The organism is Roseovarius sp. E0-M6 (assembly GCF_037083845.1).
Lineage (GTDB): Bacteria > Pseudomonadota > Alphaproteobacteria > Rhodobacterales > Rhodobacteraceae > Roseovarius.
On record NZ_JBAPLA010000007.1, the window covers coordinates 141,906 to 160,032 of the forward strand.

Annotated in this window: 15 protein-coding genes; 13 read left to right on the forward strand and 2 right to left on the reverse strand. The window is 58.6% G+C overall.

Annotated elements, in window-relative coordinates:
- Nucleotides 1–48 precede the first annotated feature (48 nt).
- From V8359_RS16000 to V8359_RS16060, 13 genes are all read left to right on the forward strand, one after another.
- A complete protein-coding gene (locus V8359_RS16000) occupies nt 49–939 on the forward strand; it encodes a 3-keto-5-aminohexanoate cleavage protein (protein ID WP_336430069.1) in 891 nt (296 codons plus the stop codon).
- A complete protein-coding gene (locus tag V8359_RS16005; protein WP_336430070.1) occupies nt 936–1,937 on the forward strand; it encodes an ABC transporter ATP-binding protein in 1,002 nt (333 codons plus the stop codon). The genes V8359_RS16000 and V8359_RS16005 overlap by 4 nt, the downstream gene beginning before the upstream one ends.
- Before the next feature lie 79 nt (nt 1,938–2,016).
- Nucleotides 2,017–3,126 carry an extracellular solute-binding protein gene (locus tag V8359_RS16010; protein WP_336430071.1) on the forward strand — a complete coding sequence of 370 codons (1,110 nt, stop codon included), beginning with the start codon at nt 2,017–2,019 and terminating at the stop codon, nt 3,124–3,126.
- Nucleotides 3,127–3,229: 103 nt separating this feature from the next.
- Entirely contained in the window at nt 3,230–4,081 is an 852-nt protein-coding gene (locus V8359_RS16015; protein ID WP_336430072.1) for an ABC transporter permease, read from the forward strand.
- Nucleotides 4,078–4,881 (forward strand): ABC transporter permease, encoded by an 804-nt coding sequence (locus V8359_RS16020; protein WP_336430074.1) that lies wholly within the window; start codon nt 4,078–4,080, stop codon nt 4,879–4,881. The genes V8359_RS16015 and V8359_RS16020 overlap by 4 nt, the downstream gene beginning before the upstream one ends.
- A gap of 4 nt (nt 4,882–4,885) precedes the next feature.
- Nucleotides 4,886–6,046, forward strand: a complete 1,161-nt coding sequence (locus V8359_RS16025; protein ID WP_336430075.1) for an acyl-CoA dehydrogenase family protein — start codon at nt 4,886–4,888, stop codon at nt 6,044–6,046.
- 3 nt (nt 6,047–6,049) lie between these two features.
- Nucleotides 6,050–8,146: an acetate--CoA ligase family protein gene (locus V8359_RS16030; RefSeq protein WP_336430076.1), complete on the forward strand. Its 2,097-nt coding sequence runs from the start codon at nt 6,050–6,052 to the stop codon at nt 8,144–8,146.
- Complete coding sequence (locus V8359_RS16035; RefSeq protein WP_336430077.1) at nt 8,143–9,288, forward strand: serine hydrolase; 1,146 nt, start codon at nt 8,143–8,145, stop codon at nt 9,286–9,288. Before V8359_RS16030 ends, V8359_RS16035 begins: the two co-directional genes overlap by 4 nt.
- A gap of 355 nt (nt 9,289–9,643) precedes the next feature.
- The gene (locus tag V8359_RS16040; RefSeq protein WP_336430078.1) at nt 9,644–10,552 is read left to right on the forward strand and encodes a LysR substrate-binding domain-containing protein; all 909 of its coding nucleotides are present in this window, start codon (nt 9,644–9,646) and stop codon (nt 10,550–10,552) included.
- Nucleotides 10,553–10,669: 117 nt separating this feature from the next.
- Nucleotides 10,670–11,473 carry a transporter substrate-binding domain-containing protein gene (locus tag V8359_RS16045; RefSeq protein WP_336430079.1) on the forward strand — a complete coding sequence of 268 codons (804 nt, stop codon included), beginning with the start codon at nt 10,670–10,672 and terminating at the stop codon, nt 11,471–11,473.
- Nucleotides 11,474–11,542: 69 nt separating this feature from the next.
- Nucleotides 11,543–12,262 (forward strand): amino acid ABC transporter permease, encoded by a 720-nt coding sequence (locus tag V8359_RS16050; RefSeq protein WP_336430080.1) that lies wholly within the window; start codon nt 11,543–11,545, stop codon nt 12,260–12,262.
- A complete protein-coding gene (locus V8359_RS16055; protein ID WP_336430081.1) occupies nt 12,259–13,080 on the forward strand; it encodes an amino acid ABC transporter permease in 822 nt (273 codons plus the stop codon). Before V8359_RS16050 ends, V8359_RS16055 begins: the two co-directional genes overlap by 4 nt.
- Before the next feature lie 13 nt (nt 13,081–13,093).
- Nucleotides 13,094–14,107 carry an ornithine cyclodeaminase family protein gene (locus V8359_RS16060; RefSeq protein ID WP_336430082.1) on the forward strand — a complete coding sequence of 338 codons (1,014 nt, stop codon included), beginning with the start codon at nt 13,094–13,096 and terminating at the stop codon, nt 14,105–14,107.
- A gap of 959 nt (nt 14,108–15,066) precedes the next feature.
- Here V8359_RS16060 and V8359_RS16065 read toward each other — a convergent pair.
- Together V8359_RS16065 and V8359_RS16070 are read right to left on the reverse strand one after the other, a co-directional pair.
- Complete coding sequence (locus V8359_RS16065) at nt 15,067–16,284, reverse strand: 3'-5' exonuclease (RefSeq protein ID WP_336430083.1); 1,218 nt, start codon at nt 16,282–16,284, stop codon at nt 15,067–15,069.
- Nucleotides 16,221–18,098 (reverse strand): site-specific DNA-methyltransferase, encoded by a 1,878-nt coding sequence (locus tag V8359_RS16070; protein WP_336430084.1) that lies wholly within the window; start codon nt 18,096–18,098, stop codon nt 16,221–16,223. The genes V8359_RS16065 and V8359_RS16070 overlap by 64 nt, the downstream gene beginning before the upstream one ends.
- Nucleotides 18,099–18,127: the final 29 nt, after the last annotated feature.

The following is an 18,127-nucleotide window of genomic DNA, read 5'->3' on the forward strand; positions in this document are numbered from 1 at the left end:
ACATTATTTGTCCCTTCTGACCGCAATCTTGGAGAAAAAGGAGAGCATATGAATTTCGAGGTCGTTGTTACCTGCGCCGTCACTGGCGCCGGAGATACCACGGGCAGAAGCCCTCACGTGCCGGTCACACCGCGGCAGGTGGCCGATGCCGCTATTGAGGCGGCCAAGGCCGGAGCCGCCATCGCGCACATCCACGTTCGCGACCCGGAGACGGGTAAGGGCTCGCGCGATGTGGGGCTTTTCGAGGAGGCGGTCGCGCTGGTGCGTGAGAGCGACACGGACGTGGTGATCAACCTTACCGCTGGCATGGGTGGCGACTGGAGCCCGTCCACCGACGACCCCGCCATGCCCGGCCCCGGCACCGACATGATCGGCCCCGAGGACCGGTTGGCGCATGTGAAGGCGTGCCTGCCGGAAATCTGCTCGCTCGATTGCGGAACGCTGAATTTCTCGGATACCGACGATATCTATATCTCGACACCGCCCACCCTCCGGCGCATGGCCGGACTGGTGAAGGAGTGGGGCGTGAAGCCGGAACTGGAGGTGTTCGATCTTGGTCATATCCGGTTCGCCAAGCAGATGGTGGAGGAAGGGCTGATCGCCGATCCGCCGATGTTCCAGCTATGCCTTGGTATTCCGTGGGGCGCCGACCAGACGGTCGAGACCATGGCCGCGATGAAGGCGCAATTGCCATCCGGGGCGAGCTGGGCCAGTTTCGGGATTTCCCGAATGCAGATGCCGATGCTGGCCGCCGCTGTGGCGATGGGCGGTAACGTGCGTGTGGGTTTGGAGGATAACATCTATCTGGATCGCGGCGTGCTGGCCACGAATGGCCAGCTTGTCACGCGCGCGGTCGAGATCATCGAGCGGATGGGCGGCCGCGCTGTCACCCCGCAGGAAGCCCGCAACAAACTGAAGCTGAGAGGAGCCGATGGATGACTGAGGTTGCCAAAGGTGGCCTGAGCCTGAGCGGGCTGACCAAGAACTTCGGCAATTTCGTCGCGGTCGATAATGTCGATCTGGAAATCCGACGTGGCGAGTTTCTGACACTTCTCGGCCCCTCGGGGTCGGGCAAGACGACGCTGCTGATGATGATCGCGGGGTTTCTGGATATCTCGGCTGGCGATATTCTGCTGGATGGCACATCGATCCGGGAGGTTCCCGCGGACAAGCGCAATTTCGGCATGGTGTTCCAGGGTTATGCGCTCTTTCCGCATATGACTGTTCGGCAGAATGTCGGGTATGCGCTTGATGTGCGCGGACGCCCGAAAGCCGAGATCAAGGCCCGTGTGGACGAGATGCTGGACCTCGTTCAGCTTCAAGATTTCGGTCATCGCAAGCCTGGTCAGCTTTCAGGCGGTCAGCAACAGCGCGTGGCCCTTGCGCGGGCGCTGAGTTTTGCACCGCCGGTCCTGCTGCTCGACGAACCTTTGGGTGCGCTTGACAAGAAGCTGCGCATCGAAGTCCAGGCTCAGTTGAAAGAAATTCACCGCCGCGTCGGCACCACCTTCATCTATGTCACTCATGATCAGGAGGAGGCGCTTTCGATGTCGGACCGCATCGTGATCATGCAGAACGGCCGGGTCGAACAATTGGGCACCCCCACAGAACTCTATGAGCGCCCGCGCACCCGCTTTGCGGCGGGGTTCCTCGGCAAAAGCAACTTCCTGATCGAAGGCGGGGCGACCTATACACTCCGTCCCGAAAAGATCGACCTTGCGCCGAAGGGGCATATCAACGGGGCCGCCCGCCTGACTGGGACCATCCGCAGCATCACGTATCTCGGATCGATGCGCAAATACATGATCAATGTCGAGGGTCGTGACGACATCGAGGTCGATGTGGACAGTTGGCGCAATCCCCACGAACTGAACGAAGGCCAGCAGGTCGATCTGGGATGGTCGGACCAGGCCGCCGTCAAGCTGGACGAGGACTGAAGACCCGAAAACGGCGCACGGGCGAACGCGCCGGCAGATAAGGGCCGCCACGGCCCATCACCAACAAGGAGATACTGACATGCAAGACAAGCAATTCATGAAAGAGACGCTTCTCGAAAGCGCACACGCCTATAAGTCCGGGAAAATGGACCGCCGCACCTTTCTCGCGCTTTGCGGAATGGCCGGGGTCGCAACATCCTCGGTGATCGCAGGCGACGCTCAGGCTGCTGCCGACCACATCGTCATGTGGAACTGGGGCGGGATTTCCGAGGAATGCCACGGTTCGGCAATCGGTGAGCCGTTCAAGGAAAAGACCGGCATGGGCATGCGTTTTGACACCTCCGGCCCGCTCGAAGGCAAGATTCGCGAAATGGTGGACAGCGGCAACGTGACGGCGGATGTCTGCGATGCCGACCTGTTCAACGCCGTGTCGCTTGGCCCGACGGGGCATTTGGAACCCATCGACTATGACATCGTGAGCAAGGACCGGACGCTGCCGAACTATGCGCTTGAGCACGGTATCTCGATCATCCTCTACGGCTATGCCTTCGTCTATGACACCGAGATGTACGGGGATAACCCGCCGAAGGACTGGGCGGATTTCTTCGACACCGAGAATTTCCCGGGCATTCGGTCGCTCTACAAGTGGGCCAACGGGTCGCTGGAAGGCGCGCTGATGGCCGACGGGGTGCCGGGTGACGAACTCTATCCGCTCGACATGGAGCGGGCGCTGAACAAGGTGAAGTCGATCAAGGATGACAGCATCTATTGGGGTTCGGGATCCGAGGTCCACTCGATGTGCATCAGCGGCGAAGCGTCGATGGCCATCATCTGGCAGAACCGTGGCAAGAACATCGAGAGCGACACCGGGGGCCGCTATAAGCTGGTCAACAATCAGGCGCTCGCAATGCCCGGCGCCTACATCGTGCCCAAGGGCAATCCGGCGGGGCGCGAGGCGGTGATGAAATTCATCGCAACCGCACAGGAAGTGCCGGTTCAGCTCGATATCCTCGACTGCCTTGGCATGACGCCATCGAACCCCGAGGCCTTCCCGGAAATCCCTGAGGAGCAACAGGCCTATGCCATCACCTCAGAGCAGAACATCGACAAGATCGTCTATAACGATCCGGTCTGGTGGGGCGAAAATGGCGGTGACGCCGTGAACGCGTTCCTCGAGGCCATCAGCTAAGCAGACAGGTCCGGCCGACCGTCCCGGATGGCCGGACCCTTACCGACACCGCCCGAGGCAAGATTTCGCCCCGGGCAGCATCCACGCGCCCGGACACCCAAGAATGCAAGCACTCAGACAATATATTCACCCCGGCTGGTTCTTGGTCGCGCCCTTCCTTTTGGTGGTGGTGGCCTTTTATCTTGGTCCGTTGGTCAACATCCTGTGGCTTAGCGTCACCGATCCCGAACCGGGCCTTGGCAATTACGAGGCGCTTTTCACCTCGGATTCATTGGCGCGCATCCTCTGGACCACTTTGCGGACCTGCCTCATCACCACGATCTTCAGTGTGGCGATCGGCTATTGCCTTGCCTATGCGATGGTGCACGCACACAACCGAAACCAAAACATCATGCTGACGCTGCTGCTGATCAGCTTCTGGATATCGGTGCTTGTCCGGACATTCGCGTGGCTCATGCTGTTGGGTCACAACGGCCTCGTGAACAACGCGTTCGAAACGATTGGTCTCATCGACCGGCCAATCCGTTTCATGCGCAATGAACTGGGCGTGCTGATCGGCATGATCCACTACATGGTGCCCTATGCCGTGCTGCCACTCATGGTGAACATGCAGACGCTTGACCCACGTGTGATGGCCGCCTCTCGCAATCTGGGGGCAAGCGGACCTCAGACCTTCTGGCGCATCTACCTGCCGCTCACCCTGCCGGGCCTCGTGGCGTCGTCGCTCCTCGTCTTCATTCTAAGCCTCGGGTTCTACGTGACACCCGCGATCCTGGGGGGCGGCAAGGTCTTGATGGTGGCCGAATATATCTCGGTGCAGCTTCTCGTCACACTCAGATGGGGAACAGCGGCGATGCTTGGCACGCTGATGCTCCTCGGGGTGCTGGCGCTCCTTTGGGTCATGTCCCGCTTCATGCGATTCTCGGCCGTGTTCGGCGGGGGGGCGACACGATGAAACCCGGTCTTTTCGCCCATTTGACGCGGGTCGGTGCGTGGATCGCACTCCTGTTTCTGGTGCTGCCGGCGCTTATCTCGATCCCGGTGTCATTGACGCCCAAACGGTTTCTGTCGATGCCCGAGGGCACATATTCGCTGCGCCACTTCCAGAACCTCTTTACCAGCCCGGACTGGCTTTCGAGCTTTGCGCAGAGTGGAATTATCGCCACGAGCACGGCACTTCTTGCATCGACGCTTGGCACGCTCTGTGCGATCGGCCTTTGGCGCGTGACCTCACGCTTCAGCGAAATGGTCCGCGCTTTCCTGTTACTGCCGCTGATTATTCCGCAGATCATTTCCGCCATGGTGTTCTACCGGCTGCTTGTGCCGATCGGGCTCATTGACAGCTATCTTGGCCTCATCCTTGCGCATACGATTCTTGCAACGCCGATGGTGCTCATCACGGTCAGTGCGAGCCTTGCCAATTTCGATCCCAAGCTTGAACAGGCCAGCCGCAACCTTGGAGCGTCCAACTGGACAACCATGCGCCGCGTCATCCTGCCCTCGATCAAACCGGGTGTGATCGCGGGCGCACTCTTTGCCTTTATCCTGAGTTGGGATGAGATCGTCGTCACGCTCTTCATCTCGAAATTCAATGTCTACACGTTGCCGCGCCGCATGTGGAACGGCATCCGCGAAAACACTGATCCGACCGTTGCCGCGGCTGCCGTAGTCTTGATCGCCATCACGCTGCTGGCCTTTGTCATCTATGCGCTTGTCGCGCGCCGCCGGGCGCAGACAAGCCCTTCAGAGGAATGAACTCATGAATTTTGTAGTCAATCACGAGAACGAACTTCTGCTGAACACCGTGCGGAACTTCATGGAGCAGGAAATTTATCCGCACGAAGAAATGGTGGACCGGACGGGCGAAGTGCCCGAGGAACTGGGCCGCGAGATCGAGAAGAGGTCAAAGGAGCTGGGCCTCTTTGCCTGCAACCTGCCCGAAGAGGTGGGCGGCGGCGGGCTGGACTATGCCGCGATGCATCTGATTGAGCGAGAGTATGGCAAAACAAGCCATGCGCTCCACGCTTGGGCAGCACGGCCCACCGAAATTCTTCTGGCCTGCGAAGGAGATCAGCATGACCGCTATCTGACGCCTTGCGTGACAGGGGAGAAACGTGAGCTCTTCGCTCTTAGCGAACCCGAAGCAGGGTCGGATGTGATGGGCATGAAGTCCAACGCGCGCCGCGATGGAGATGACTGGATTCTCAACGGTTCCAAGCATTTCATTTCGGGGCCCTGCATGCCCGACTTCGCCATCGTTTTTGCCGCCACCGGAGAAGATGAGCGGCCGCGCGGCCCCCGCAAGCGTATCACCGCCTTCCTTGTCGATGTGGGCACGCCGGGGTTTGACTGTCGAGTGGGCAACAAGTGTGTGAGTTATCGGGGTTACAACACCTATCAGCTTAGCTTTGACGACGTCCGACTTGGTCCCGAGCAGATCTTGGGCGAAGAGGGGCGCGGCCTCGAACTGGCTGGAAAGTGGCTTGGCATGGGCCGTATCTGGGTCGGCGCATGCTGCTGTGGCAAGGCCGAGCGTATCCTTGATATGGCAACCGAATGGGCTGCGGGGCGCAGACAGTTCGGTCAGCCCATCGGGCGGTTTCAGGCCACTGGCTTCCGCCTTGCGGATGGGGCTATGGGCCTGCGAGCGGCGGACTTGCTCGTTGCGGATGCGGTTTCGCGTGCCGAGCGTGGCGCGATGGAGGACGCAGACGCCGCAATGGTCAAGGTGTTTTGCTCCGAGATGTTGAACCGGGTCGCCGATGACGCGGTGCAAATTCACGGTGGTATGGGATTAATGGAGGAGTTGCCGATCCAGCGCCTGTGGCGGGATTCGCGTCTTGAACGGATATGGGACGGCACGAGCGAAATCCAGCGGCACATCATTACCCGCGCGATCCTGCGACCGTTGGGTGCGTGAGACGTGACCCCGGAAAAGCGGAAGAACTTCGAGCGGCTTCTTAACCCGCGCCACATCGCCTTCATCGGTGGTGCCGACGCGGCGGTTGCAATCGGTGAGGCGCGCCGTGCCGGGTTCGCCGGGCAGATGTGGGTCGTCAATCCGAAACGAGAGACGCTTGCCGGGCTTGGCTGTGTGCCCGCGATTGCGGATCTGCCCGAAGCGCCGGACGCGGTTTTCCTTGCCATTCCAGCGTCGGCCGTGCCGGAAACAGTTGCGGAACTGGCGCGGATGGGGGCCGGCGGGATTGTTTGCTACACCGCCGGGTTCGGTGAGGCGCACGCGGCGGGACGCGCACTCGAAGCGGAAATGAAGGCCGCGATTGGTGACATGGTCCTGATCGGTCCGAATTGCTACGGTATTATCAATTACGTCGGTCGGTCCGCACTCTGGCCCTTTGCCCATGGCGGGGCTTGCCCCGGGTATGGCGCGGCGATCATCACCCAGTCGGGGATGTTCTCTTCCGACATTACGATGAGCCAACGGTCATTGCCAATGGCTTACATGGCCTCGGCGGGAAATCAGGCGGATCTTGGGTTGACCGAGCTTGTCGATTTGTTGTGCGAAAGGCCGGAAGTGCGGGCCATCGGTCTGCATGTCGAGGGATTGTCGGATATTGCAGCCTTCGAGCGGGCGGCATTGAAAGCATTGGGGGCCGGCACGCCGGTGGTGGCGCTCAAGACCGGGCGTTCGGCGATTGGCGAGACGTTGACGCTGAGCCATACCGGATCGCTGGCGGGGTCGGCAGAGCTTTATGAGGCTCTCTTCGAGAGGGTGGGCGTGATCAGCGTCACCAACCCGTCGCAACTGCTGGAGACGCTGAAATTCCTCTGCGTCGCGGGTGCGCCGGAAGGGCCGGACGTGCTGGGCTTTACCTGTTCCGGTGGCGGGGCGACGATGCTGGCAGATCATGGCGAGGCGATAGGGCTGAGTTACCCGGCGCCGGACGCGGGGGCGCATGCGGCGCTGACGGCGCTGTTGCCGCCGATCGCTACCGTGTCGAACCCGCTGGATTACACCACGCCGATCTGGGGTCAGCCCGACCGCACCGGTCCGGTGTTTTCCGAGGCGCTGGCACGTGTGCCGGCGCAGGCGACGCTTCTGGTGCAGGATTATCCCGCGCCGGGGCTGGATGAGACAGAACACCTCTACCTCAATGACGGGCTGGCCTTTGCCGAAGCGGCGAGGGCGGCACGCCTGCCTGCCGCGATCTGTGCGACCATTCCGGAGAATATCGGGGCGCATGTGCGCGACACTTTCATCTCTCACGGGATCGCGCCTATGCAGGGAGTTCACGAGACGTTGAATGCGATCCGCGATGCCGCCAGATGGTCTGTGGCGCGCAAACGTATCCTCGCTAACCCGCCGGCCCGCTTGGTCGCGGCATCCCTTGGGGGGCGGCCGCGCATGCTTAGCGAAGCGCGGGGCAAGGACCGGCTTGCGGATGCTGGAATTCCCGTCCCGCCGGGCCGCCAAGTCTCAGAAGATCAGCTTTGCGAGATCGCCGATGAGCTTGGCTACCCGGTGGCGCTCAAGATGATGGGTGAAGAACTGGCACACAAGACCGAGGCCGGCGCGGTGGCGCTTGCGCTCGAAGACCCCGACGCGCTTCGCAGGGCTGTCACAGAAATGCGCGACCGCGTGGCTTGTTATTCGGAACAGGCCGTGACCGACAGTTTCCTGGTCGAAACGATGGCGCCAACGCCGCTTGCGGAACTTGTCGTGGGCATCCGCCGCGACCCACAATTCGGCATGGCCATGACATTGGGCAGTGGTGGCATCCTTGTGGAACTTGTCGGGGATACGGTTTCGCTGCTTCTGCCAGCCAAGCCCGCCGACATCGCCGATGCGCTTGACCGTCTGCGTGTCTCGGCGCTCTTGCGCGGTTTTCGTGGTAGGCCCGCCGCCGATCAGTCGGCGCTCGTTGCCGCACTTGCCGGGCTGGCCGATTATGCAATGAAACATGCGGACAGTATTGCGGAAATCGAAATCAACCCGCTATTCGTCTATGAAAAGGGTGTGTTGGCCATCGATGTTCTGATGCAAATGGATGACCCATGACCCGTATTCCCAATCCCGATCTTTCCGTGGGTGCGGACAACAAGCAAGGCTGGAACCAGCCGGCACATCGCAGGCATGGTTTTCACAACGCTCACCTGTTGTTGCGTCGCGCACTGATGCTGCGCGCCGACCAACACCTTGTTCTGGAGTCTGCGGAATGTTCCGGCCTCGCGGACCGGCCCGAGGTCGCGACCCTGATCGGACGGCCTGAATTCTCGGCGCTTGTGTGTGTGCGCGGCACCGATGTCGTTCTGTCGCGCCACGCACCGGATTTCCCGGCGGATCAGCCGCATTCGATCCAGTCGGTGACCAAACTTTTCATGCATCTGATCGCTGGCCGGCTGATTGGCGAAGGCCGGTTGGACCCTGATAAAGCCGTCGAACGGCACGTCCCGGAGATTGGCAGCGGTTACCGGGGAGCCAGCATTCAGGATGTGCTCGACATGAATGTTATCAACGATTTCGTCGAGGACTATTCCGACCCGTATGCCGACAGCTTTGCAGAGGAGGTTGCGCTTGGCTGGCGCCTGCCATCTGAAGGCACGGTTGAGATCACGTTGCGGGATTTCGTTTCGTCGATCAAAGGCCGCGATCTTGCGAACCGTTCGGGCGAGATCAATTATTGCTCTGCCAATACGGATCTTCTCACATTGATCTGTGACCGAATAATACCGGGGCAGTTGCCCGACCTAATGATGGATATTGTCGAGGCGTCGGGCTTGACCGGGGCATTCCACATCAGCTTGAGTCCAGACGGACTGCCGGCCTTTTCCGGGGGCGGCTGTCTGAGCGCGATTGATCTCGCGCGCTTCGGCCTTCTGCTGGCGCGTGTCGCCCGGGGCGAAGATGCCGGGCCGTGGAACCATGACCTCGCCCGTCAGACCCGCGTCGAAGCGGCTAAAACTTTGTCGCCGCCACGCGATTTCGTTCGCTACGCGAACCAGATGATGACCAATGGCAGATGGATCGGTCACGCGGGATATGGCGGTCAGTTTCTTATGGTGGACACGAAGACGGGTTTGTCCTGTGCATATCTCAGCGTGCTGGAGAACGCGTCCGGGTATTGCGAAGATTATATGGCCGAGACGATCGAGTGTCTGCAAATCCTGACCGAGGTATTCGAGCGCGAAACGGGCCTGTAAGGGTAGGGCAGGATCTAACTTTTGGTTTTGCTGCTTTGCGGCGAGCAGCGTCATCTTAGCTGACCCGTGCAGATTCTGTTATTCGGAGGCCGGGTGTGTTCCCGGCGGGCGTCGAGCATCCTGAGCACACCATCACTGGAAGGGTCGTAACGGTTTTCAGGCGCCATCCACAGCGGTGCTTTTCTGGTGGGGGCGTTGATGATCAGAAGCACCTCCTCCCAGACCATGCCTGAAGCCAAACGACGAACACGCAGCACCCAGCCTTGTGAGGTTTCGTTCAGCCGCTCGATGTAGCGGCTTTGCCGCTTTCGAGCTATTCTGCAGCAGTAGATCCACCTTTGCCTGAGAACCCACCATGCCCCCGAATGCAAGCCTGCATCTAATCCGAGCGTTTGTTACTGTCGCGAACGCTGGGAATATCAAACGTGCCGCTGAAATAACTGGCCTGACACAAAGCGCAGTCAGTAAGCAGATATTGCAACTTGAGAACGCCCTGAAAGTGAAATTGTTCAAACGAACCGCTCGGGGTGTAATCTTGACGGAAGCGGGCGCGCTGATCTTTCAGGATTGTGAGTTCGGTTTGAAAACAATCGACATCGCGCTGGGGCGGATTGAGATGGGCGCTGGCCCTGCCGTACTCGTCGTTGCTTGTGCGCGGTCATTCGCGACCTGCGTCCTATCGCACTATATCGGTGAATTCTGTCAGGAACATCCTTGGATCGATGTGAGGGTCGATGGCTATCGCCATTTTGGTGACTTGCGTCGTGGGGAAGCAGATGTGGGAATCCGCGTGGGGAAGGGCGGCTGGCCCGGCGTTGCAGCCAAGCGCCTTTGCATCGATCCGCTTGTTCCGGTGTGTTCACCATCATTGAAATCCAAACTTTCGCTTGGATATCCCGGGGATTTTCTTCGGTATCAAGGCCTGCTTTTGCGATTTTCGGATCGCCCATACTGGCGAAACTGGGCGCATCATCACGGTGTTGATGCGCAGACTTTTGCGCGTGGACCGGTGTTTTCGGAAACTGTCATGATGCTTGAAGCCGCCGAGGCCGGGCAGGGAATTGCACTTGGTCGGGCATCTTTGGTCGGTCAAAAGATCCGTGCTGGTCGCTTGGTCGTCGCGTCACCCTACACTTTCGACGATGGTGTTGGCTATTATCTGATCGAAGACGAGCGCACCCGAAATAGGCGCGCCAATCGCCTGTTTCGAGAGTGGATTTTTGATCGGGTCGTCCCGGAAATGCTGTTCGAGATCGATGGGTGAAAGCCACCAAAAGGTATTCCACTATGGAATACCTTTGAATATCCGTTTTCGTTTGTCCTGTGTGCGGCAAAGCGACATCCTAAGCGAAGATGAACGCCAAAACAGGGGATTTCGGGAATGACAAAATCTTTTGCCTCCAGCGCCAGTGCAGCCGCGATGCTCACACTTCTCTTCGGCCCACTATCAGCAGATCAGTTATCCGACATTAAAGCGGCCGGTACGATCAATTTTGGGGTCAAGGCAGATTCAAAGCCTTGGGCCTATGTTGATACCAGTGGCAATCCTGTCGGGTTCGAGATCGACTTGGCCGAAGCCGTCGCCGAAAAGTTAGGCGTCGAGCCCACATTCACAACGGTCTCTAGCGCAAATCGCATCCAATTCCTCGAACAAGGCAACATCGATGTCGTTCTGGCGACCATGAGTGACACTGAAAAACGACGCCAAGTGGTGACCATGGTCGAGCCGCACTATTTTGCCGACGCCACCAATATTCTATTTACCGATAGTGCATTCACAGATTGGGACAGCGTCGACAACGCATCACTTTGCGGGGTTAGGGGCTCTTTCTACAACCGCTGGGTAGCTGAAGAGTACAGTGCCGATGTTCAGGCCTACGCAGGCGTGCCTGAAGCGATCGCGGCGCTAAAGCAGGGCCAGTGCGGGGGCTTCATCTATGCTGATCAGATCTTGCGGATGCAGATCGCAGAAGATGCAGCTCTGGCCGACTACGTCGTTGGGCTGGAACCGGTCAATCCGGATTACTGGGCCATGGCCGTAGAACTGGGTGAGGACGGGGCCGCGTTGAATTCGGAGCTGTCGGAGATCGTGGCCGACCTGCATGCTTCGGGGGCTATACTCAGATTTGCGCAAGAACACGGGCTGGGTGATAACCCCTTCCTGCAGGAGCAAGCAGCCGACTGACCTACGCACTCTGTGGCATGGAACTGGGGACACGGATTTGGTTCACTGTCCGCCTAAATAGGAGCCGGGATGGACCTGGAGACAATCGCCACGATGGGTGATTTCGATTTCACCTTCCTGTACGATAGCTTTGATCGGAGCCGGTTTCTCAAGGGCATCTACTATACCGTTTTAATCTCAGTAAGCTGTATAGTAATCAGCGTCTCGTTGGGCATGGCGGGTGCCATTCGCTTAGCTTATGGAACCCGAATTGAACGGTGGCTGATCGGCGGGTTTGTTAGTCTGTTTCGCAACACGCCACCGCTTATTCAGATCTACCTGTTCTTTTTCGGGTTTGGGGCGATTGTCTCAAATGCTACCGACAACAGCATCGTGATACCGGCTGTTGCTTGGGCCGTGATTGCCGTATCGATCTACATAACTGCGTTCAACATCGAGGCGTTTCGGGCCGCCATCGAAGGCATCCCCAAGGAACTAATGGAAGGGGCTGCATCGCTGAGCCTACCGCGAACCGCCGTGCTGTGGAAAATCGTTGTGCCCCTGGGAGTGCGAGGCGCCTTGCCTTCGGTGGGTAACAATCTGGTCGAACTGGTAAAGTCGACGTCCTATGCCTATGCGATTGCCGTTCCCGAGCTGCTCTATGCGTCCAGTCAAATCTGGGCTGATTCACTGAATGTCGTCGAAATGATGTTCGCGATGCTCGCGGTCTACATGGTCTTGATTGGAGCGGTTGTCCTGTGCACGCAAACGCTTGAAAGGCGCCTCGCGCTGCCGGGGTACGGCGGATGATCGCCTCTGTCTCGCCTGCCTCACCTCCTTCGCTTGCACGGCTCGGCGGTCCGGCGGGCGTGATACTTGGTGTCAGCCTGATCATCGCACTGCTTGTTCCAATATTTGGAGAAGATGCGATGCGCGCCGAAGTTCCCATTCTGGCAGCCCTGTCTAATTGGACACCGCTTTTGGCCAAAGGGTTTGCCGTCGACGTCGCTCTCGCGACTGCGGCTATGGCGCTGGGAACCGTCGTCGGTGTGCTGCTCGGTGCCCTTTCGACGTCAAAGAACCGGCTCACCAGAAGTATCGTATGGAGTTACACGCAGCTCTTCAGGAATATACCTGGGCTGGTGCTGCTGTTCGCTTTTGCCTTCGCCTTACCCTACAATATAGAAATAGGTCCGGTCGCGATCCCATTCCCGGCAGAGGCAAAGGTGATCGTATCCTTTGGACTCAAGATAGCCGCAAATGTAGCAGAGTTGGTACGCGGAGCAGTGGCGGCGGTGCCAAGCGGTCAGTGGGAAGCCTGCACCGCACTTGGCCTGAAACGCTTCTTGACCTTCAGATTGATCATTCTTCCCCAGTGCGTCAGGCGCATGGCGCCTCCCTGGATGAATGTAGCTGCAATTTTCTTCACCGCTGTGCCTGTGGCCTCGCTTGTGGGGATCTACGATGCCGTGGCCTATGCCGGGCTGGCGCTAAGAGCGGAGGGCAACTCCACTCTCATCATCCCGATCTACACCTACGTGCTAACTTGGTTTTTTGGCGTTGCCTACGCGCTGCAAGGTCTGACCCAACGCTTGGAAGCTCGTCAGCATGTGGTCTCCCAACAATGATACAGGAAACGCCATGACAGAGATTCAATCTTCCATACGCTTTCTTTCCGCGACTGATCTCGATCAGTTGAAACTTGGTATGGGCGATATCATTGTCCTGCTAGAAAAGGCGTTCCGCTTGAAGGCTGAGGGAAAAGTGCAGATGCCGCCCAAGATTTTTTTTCACCGTGGGGGCGCGCAGTTTTACAGCTCAATGGTCAGCGCGAGTTCCCATCTTGGCTTTGCGGGCTGCAAGTGGCAAAGTGGCGACCCCGACAATCCGTCCCTGGGCCTACCTTATATTCAAGGTCTTTACGTTCTCAACGAAGACAAGACCGGACAGATGCGCGCGATTATGGATTCCGAATGGATTACTGGCGAGCGTACTGCCGCCGCGTCCGGCCTGGTGGTTAAGCATCTTGCCCGAAAAGATGCGGCAACAGCTGGAATCCTTGGATGTGGTTTGCAGGGGCGCAAGCACGTCGAAGCGATACACGCCGTGCGACCGGATATCACAGACTATGTCTGCTACGACTTAGTACCAAGGCGTCAGGCGGAATTCATAGCAGATATGACGGAGCGTTTCCCAATGCGCTTCCGGGACGCTGCGGGGCCAGAAGAGGTTGCTCGGGCGAGCGATGTTTTGATCACTGGTGGACCCATAGAAAAGTCCCGGAAGCCTGTAATCGTACCAGAGTGGATTAGGGAAGGTGCATTGGTGGTTACCATCGACTACGATAGCTACGTGTGCGACGAGATGGTCGCTGCGATGGATCTCATACTGACAGACGACAGTGGGCAGATCGAAGATGCGAGGCGCAACGAGGGCAAATTTCCCGGTGTAAGTCGTATAGACGCGACGCTCGCAGATTTGATTTCCGGCGGCCAGGGCGCGCGCGCAAATGACAAGCAGCGTATTCTTGCCTTTAATCTTGGAATTGCCCTAGAGGACCTCGTCACCGCAATAGAAGCTCTTCGGAGAGCGCAAATCAGCAGCATAGGCACAATGTTACCATTGAGAAAACGCGTGCTTGCGGCGGAGGCGTGACTTCTCAGCTCCCGTGTCAAATCAACCCTGAACCCGTCTAAAGTTTCCGGCTTGTTCAAGCACAATTCGGCGACCTTTGACTGTCTGCTTTGATACGCGCATTTGCCAACTCGATGAGGTTTCTCATCAATGCTGTGAGGGCCAGGTTGGCAGGTTTTCCCGCTGAACCTTGAACGGATATTTCTTGGCCAGATCAGGATAGTGCCGAGCCGCGGCGAGTGCGGGCATGTAAAGCGCATCGCCAGGAACTTAAGCCCACATTGATTGAATGCCTCGCTGCGCCATGACCTCACTGGCGCGTCATGGGGCGGGGCCTGTTAGACTGAAACCTTGTTGTGGTTAAGTGTGCCGATCTTGGCGAACTTGATCAGGGTCTAAAGCGACACCACTCGACCATCGGTTTGTCCGACCTCAGCACCATCGGACAGATTTGAGGAATTGAACACTGGAGGATTTCTGGTTCATCGCATTCATCATGGAGCGAAGAGGAAAAAGAAATCTGGAACATCAATAAACACGGTTGAAAGCTGGTCAAAAAATATCCGTCGCAACACCGCTTTTGCCTACGAAAACAACTGGCCAAAGCGGTGGCGAAAACAAAGGCCCAGGCTCGGCTTCGTAGAACGATTGTCGCTGTTCCCATCGCCAGCATTGGCGCCATCGCCTACTTTGAGGAACAAGACTATAGGGAATGGAAGGAACAGAACCCAAAAGGAACCAGCCAACAGTATGCATGCGAGGTAGCCGTTCTGACAGCTGACATCATTGATGAGGTGCTGCAAGAGCTACCGCAAATGGTTAGGCCCTCGCCATCCGCTGTCATACTGCAAATGCCGGAGTGCGAGTGAAGAGTTTGAGGGTCAGATAGGTCGTCTAATTGTCTACGTCAGCACGTGTGGACAGATTTGAGGCTTCCATCCAGTGCCCTTGGAGCAGTTGCTTGCGTGGTTCTTTTCGCGTCATTGCAATATATCCGTCAAGAACTCTGACACAGGGATCACCCCGGAGATCCAAAGGTGATCCCGGGCGCGAGAAGCAGCGACATAGAGCAGGTGTCGTTCGGTATTCATAATCTCGTCGAGCCGCGCCTCGTCATTCGCAGACATCAGGCGATCCTCGAGCGGGACGATATCCTGATCAAGCGCTAGCACAGCGACAGCACGATATTCAGCGCCCTTGGCCTCGTGCATCGGCATCACCCGGACAGGCAGCCGCGGCCCGATTTCAACAGAAAGCTTGGACATGCGAACAAGGCACACGACCTCGTTATTCGGGACACCGGTCTGCTCGAGTTTCCCGAGCCAAGCATTGACCGCCTCTAATTCATCCTCACGCGTGTCAAAGCTATGAATTTCTGGTGTCTCGCCATCGAAGACGGATGTAATCCCGAGACGGTTTTCCTCTGTGCCATCTGGCTCAACGAGCGTTTCTGGCAAGAGATCATCGCTGTAGCGACGGATTTGATGGGAGGTGCGGTAGTTAACCTTGAGACTGCGGGAGCGACCACGGATTTCGACCCCTGCCGCAGCCCACGGAAATGGAGCGCGAAAGATCCGCTGCCCGATATCTCCGGCGAAGAAGAGGCCGTTCGGCGTATCACCGAGGGATTTTCCCAGCAACCGAAGCTCGGGCACGGAAATATCCTGCGCTTCGTCGATCACAGCGTGGGTGAACGGGAAGGCACCGGTTTCGGAGAGGTCGTGGGCCAGCTGCGCATTGGTTTTCATGCCTCGCGCGCCCAGCTGGGCGCGCACTCCATCGAAAATCATCCAAGCCGCATCGCGCCGCGCGGCGGGCATCCGGACCTTGCGGCCGAGTCGCGGCAGGTCGCGGTAGGTATCGAGATCCCGGATATCCCATGCATCCACGACGAGGCTCCACTCGTCGTGAAGAAAATCGTCGGTGAACGAGACATCGCTCGTGGCAGCACCGTCGCGCAGAAGCGAGCGTATCTCGTCCTCGGATGCGATGCCAGTTTCCCCGAACCGCTCGGCGTGCAAATCCGAGATCAAGGAGCCGAGAGCTCTAACCGTTATCCGCGCCCGAACGTCTTCGCCTGCCAGCAGGGGCAGTTTCCGCGCCAGACCCTCGGCCAGAGCTTCGTTGAACGTGGTCAGAAGCACCTGTGCGCCAGTGTCCTGCGCCAGTCGTCCGGCGCCTCGCGCGGGATTTCCCATTCCATGAAGCCGTTTGCCGGGGCCAGCTCGCCCGAGGGTAATTCAACCTCTCCTTGGGTGGTGAAGTCGATCTTCTCCCCCTTGCGACCGCCGGTCTGCACCTCGAATGGGGTGGGATGCCCGGCAAGGGCGGTGTTGAGCGCCGCGCGGGCGTCCTCGACGGCGGGCTGCATCGCCTCCCAGATCGTGTCGATCTCGGTGTTGTTGGCGATGCTTTTCAGCGTGATGTGCGGCACGCGGGCGTAGACGAAGCCGTGGCGGATGTCGTTATAAGTGGCGTGGGTGGCCGGGGCGGATCGCGTCACCTCGGCCTCTTTCCTCTGCCCCTCTTCGGAGTCCTTGAGCAGATACCAGGGGTATTTCGCGCCCATGATGCGGGCGCGGGCGAGAGCGAGCGCCACGCGGGAGGTGTCGATGGTGATCCAGCGCCGCCCCCATTGCTCGGCCACGTAAGCGGTGGTGCCGGAGCCGCAGGTAGGATCGAGCACGAGGTCGCCGGGATCGGTGGTCATGAGGAGGCAGCGTTTTATCACTTCGGTTGCTGTCTGAACAACATAGAGCCGCTCAGTGCCAATCTGTGTGGACTCCCAGCGGTCGGTCATCGGCAACATAGGAACATCTCCGACAAAGCGACGATAACGAATAGTGTTCTTTGTTCCTTCTATTCTTGACGCTTTGCTGAGTCTCGAAAGCCCAACAGCCCTAGTCTTCCAATGGGTTCCTTTTCGAATGCTTTCAATCGCTCCTCGGAATACAAACTCTCGGGAAGCATTTTCAGATTCACCGTCAGAATAGAGAGGGAAGAGTTGATACCTTTTGTATAGGTCTAGATGCGCGTCGTTGGCCTTTTCTGCCTTTGATAGGCTGCGATAATCGAAGGCAGCCTCTTCATACTGGTCGTAACGATCCAGCGAGGTATGGCCAGAACGCCTTGGCAACATCAATCGTCGATATTTTGTAGAATCTTTGGCCTTTCCATACCAGACCACATAATCAACCGTGTTGCTGATGAAGTTCCCTTCGATACCGCCGGTCTTCTGAAAAGCTACTAGCGATAGAAAATTCTCCTCTCCGAACACCTCATCCATCAGCGCCCGCACCCGGTGGACGTTTTCGTCCCCGATCTGGACGAAGCAGGACCCGCTCTCGGTCAGCAATTCCCGCGCCACGACCAGACGGTCGCGCAGGTATTGCAGGTAGGAATGGATGCCATCGCGCCAGGTGTCGCGAAAGGCCTTCACCTGCTCGGGCTCGCGCGTCAGGTGGTCCAGCTTGCCATCCTTCACATCGCGCGAGGTGGTGGACCACTGGAAGTTGGAGTTGAACTTGATGCCGTAGGGCGGGTCGATATAGATCGCCTGCACGCTGTTTTTCAGCCCCTCGCGCTCGGCGAGGCTCGCCATCACCTGTAGCCCGTCGCCCAGGATCATCCGGTTCGACCAGCGGGTGGCATGGCGGTAGAACTCCACCTCGGCCTCGGCATCGTCATCCGTCACGCCGAAATGATCGAAGAGGTCGGCGCCCGAACCCTCGCCGTTGCGCTGGCCGCCCCGGCGCAGATCCTCGATGATCGCCTTTGGGTGGACCTGTTCCTGCAAGTAGATTGGGGGCGCGTCGGCGGTGACGTGGGTGGCGTCCATGTCCTTGCCGCGCCAGACCAATTGCGGGTCAAGGTCCGGGTTGCGCCGGTCATACGCCGCCCGGATGGGCGCGGCATCGGCGGGATCCATCATCGGGGCAAGCTCGGGCGTGGGGATGTTCACGCGGTCGTCGGGGTGGGTGATAGGCTCGATCGGGGTTTTCTTGTCGGTCATTGGTCGGTCTCCCTGGAGCCTGCCCTGCT

Excerpts from the sequence above, each read along its gene's own strand:
- V8359_RS16000 (WP_336430069.1), top strand. The coding sequence starts at position 49 with ATGAATTTCGAGGTCGTTGTTACCTGCGCCGTCACTGGCGCCGGAGAT.
- V8359_RS16005 (WP_336430070.1), top strand. The coding sequence starts at position 936 with ATGACTGAGGTTGCCAAAGGTGGCCTGAGCCTGAGCGGGCTGACCAAG.
- V8359_RS16010 (WP_336430071.1), top strand. The coding sequence starts at position 2,017 with ATGCAAGACAAGCAATTCATGAAAGAGACGCTTCTCGAAAGCGCACAC.
- V8359_RS16015 (WP_336430072.1), top strand. The coding sequence starts at position 3,230 with ATGCAAGCACTCAGACAATATATTCACCCCGGCTGGTTCTTGGTCGCG.
- V8359_RS16020 (WP_336430074.1), top strand. The coding sequence starts at position 4,078 with ATGAAACCCGGTCTTTTCGCCCATTTGACGCGGGTCGGTGCGTGGATC.
- V8359_RS16025 (WP_336430075.1), top strand. The coding sequence starts at position 4,886 with ATGAATTTTGTAGTCAATCACGAGAACGAACTTCTGCTGAACACCGTG.
- V8359_RS16035 (WP_336430077.1), top strand. The coding sequence starts at position 8,143 with ATGACCCGTATTCCCAATCCCGATCTTTCCGTGGGTGCGGACAACAAG.
- V8359_RS16040 (WP_336430078.1), top strand. The coding sequence starts at position 9,644 with ATGCCCCCGAATGCAAGCCTGCATCTAATCCGAGCGTTTGTTACTGTC.
- V8359_RS16045 (WP_336430079.1), top strand. The coding sequence starts at position 10,670 with ATGACAAAATCTTTTGCCTCCAGCGCCAGTGCAGCCGCGATGCTCACA.
- V8359_RS16050 (WP_336430080.1), top strand. The coding sequence starts at position 11,543 with ATGGACCTGGAGACAATCGCCACGATGGGTGATTTCGATTTCACCTTC.
- V8359_RS16055 (WP_336430081.1), top strand. The coding sequence starts at position 12,259 with ATGATCGCCTCTGTCTCGCCTGCCTCACCTCCTTCGCTTGCACGGCTC.
- V8359_RS16060 (WP_336430082.1), top strand. The coding sequence starts at position 13,094 with ATGACAGAGATTCAATCTTCCATACGCTTTCTTTCCGCGACTGATCTC.
- V8359_RS16065 (WP_336430083.1), bottom strand. The coding sequence starts at position 16,284 with ATGGGAAATCCCGCGCGAGGCGCCGGACGACTGGCGCAGGACACTGGC.
- V8359_RS16070 (WP_336430084.1), bottom strand. The coding sequence starts at position 18,098 with ATGACCGACAAGAAAACCCCGATCGAGCCTATCACCCACCCCGACGAC.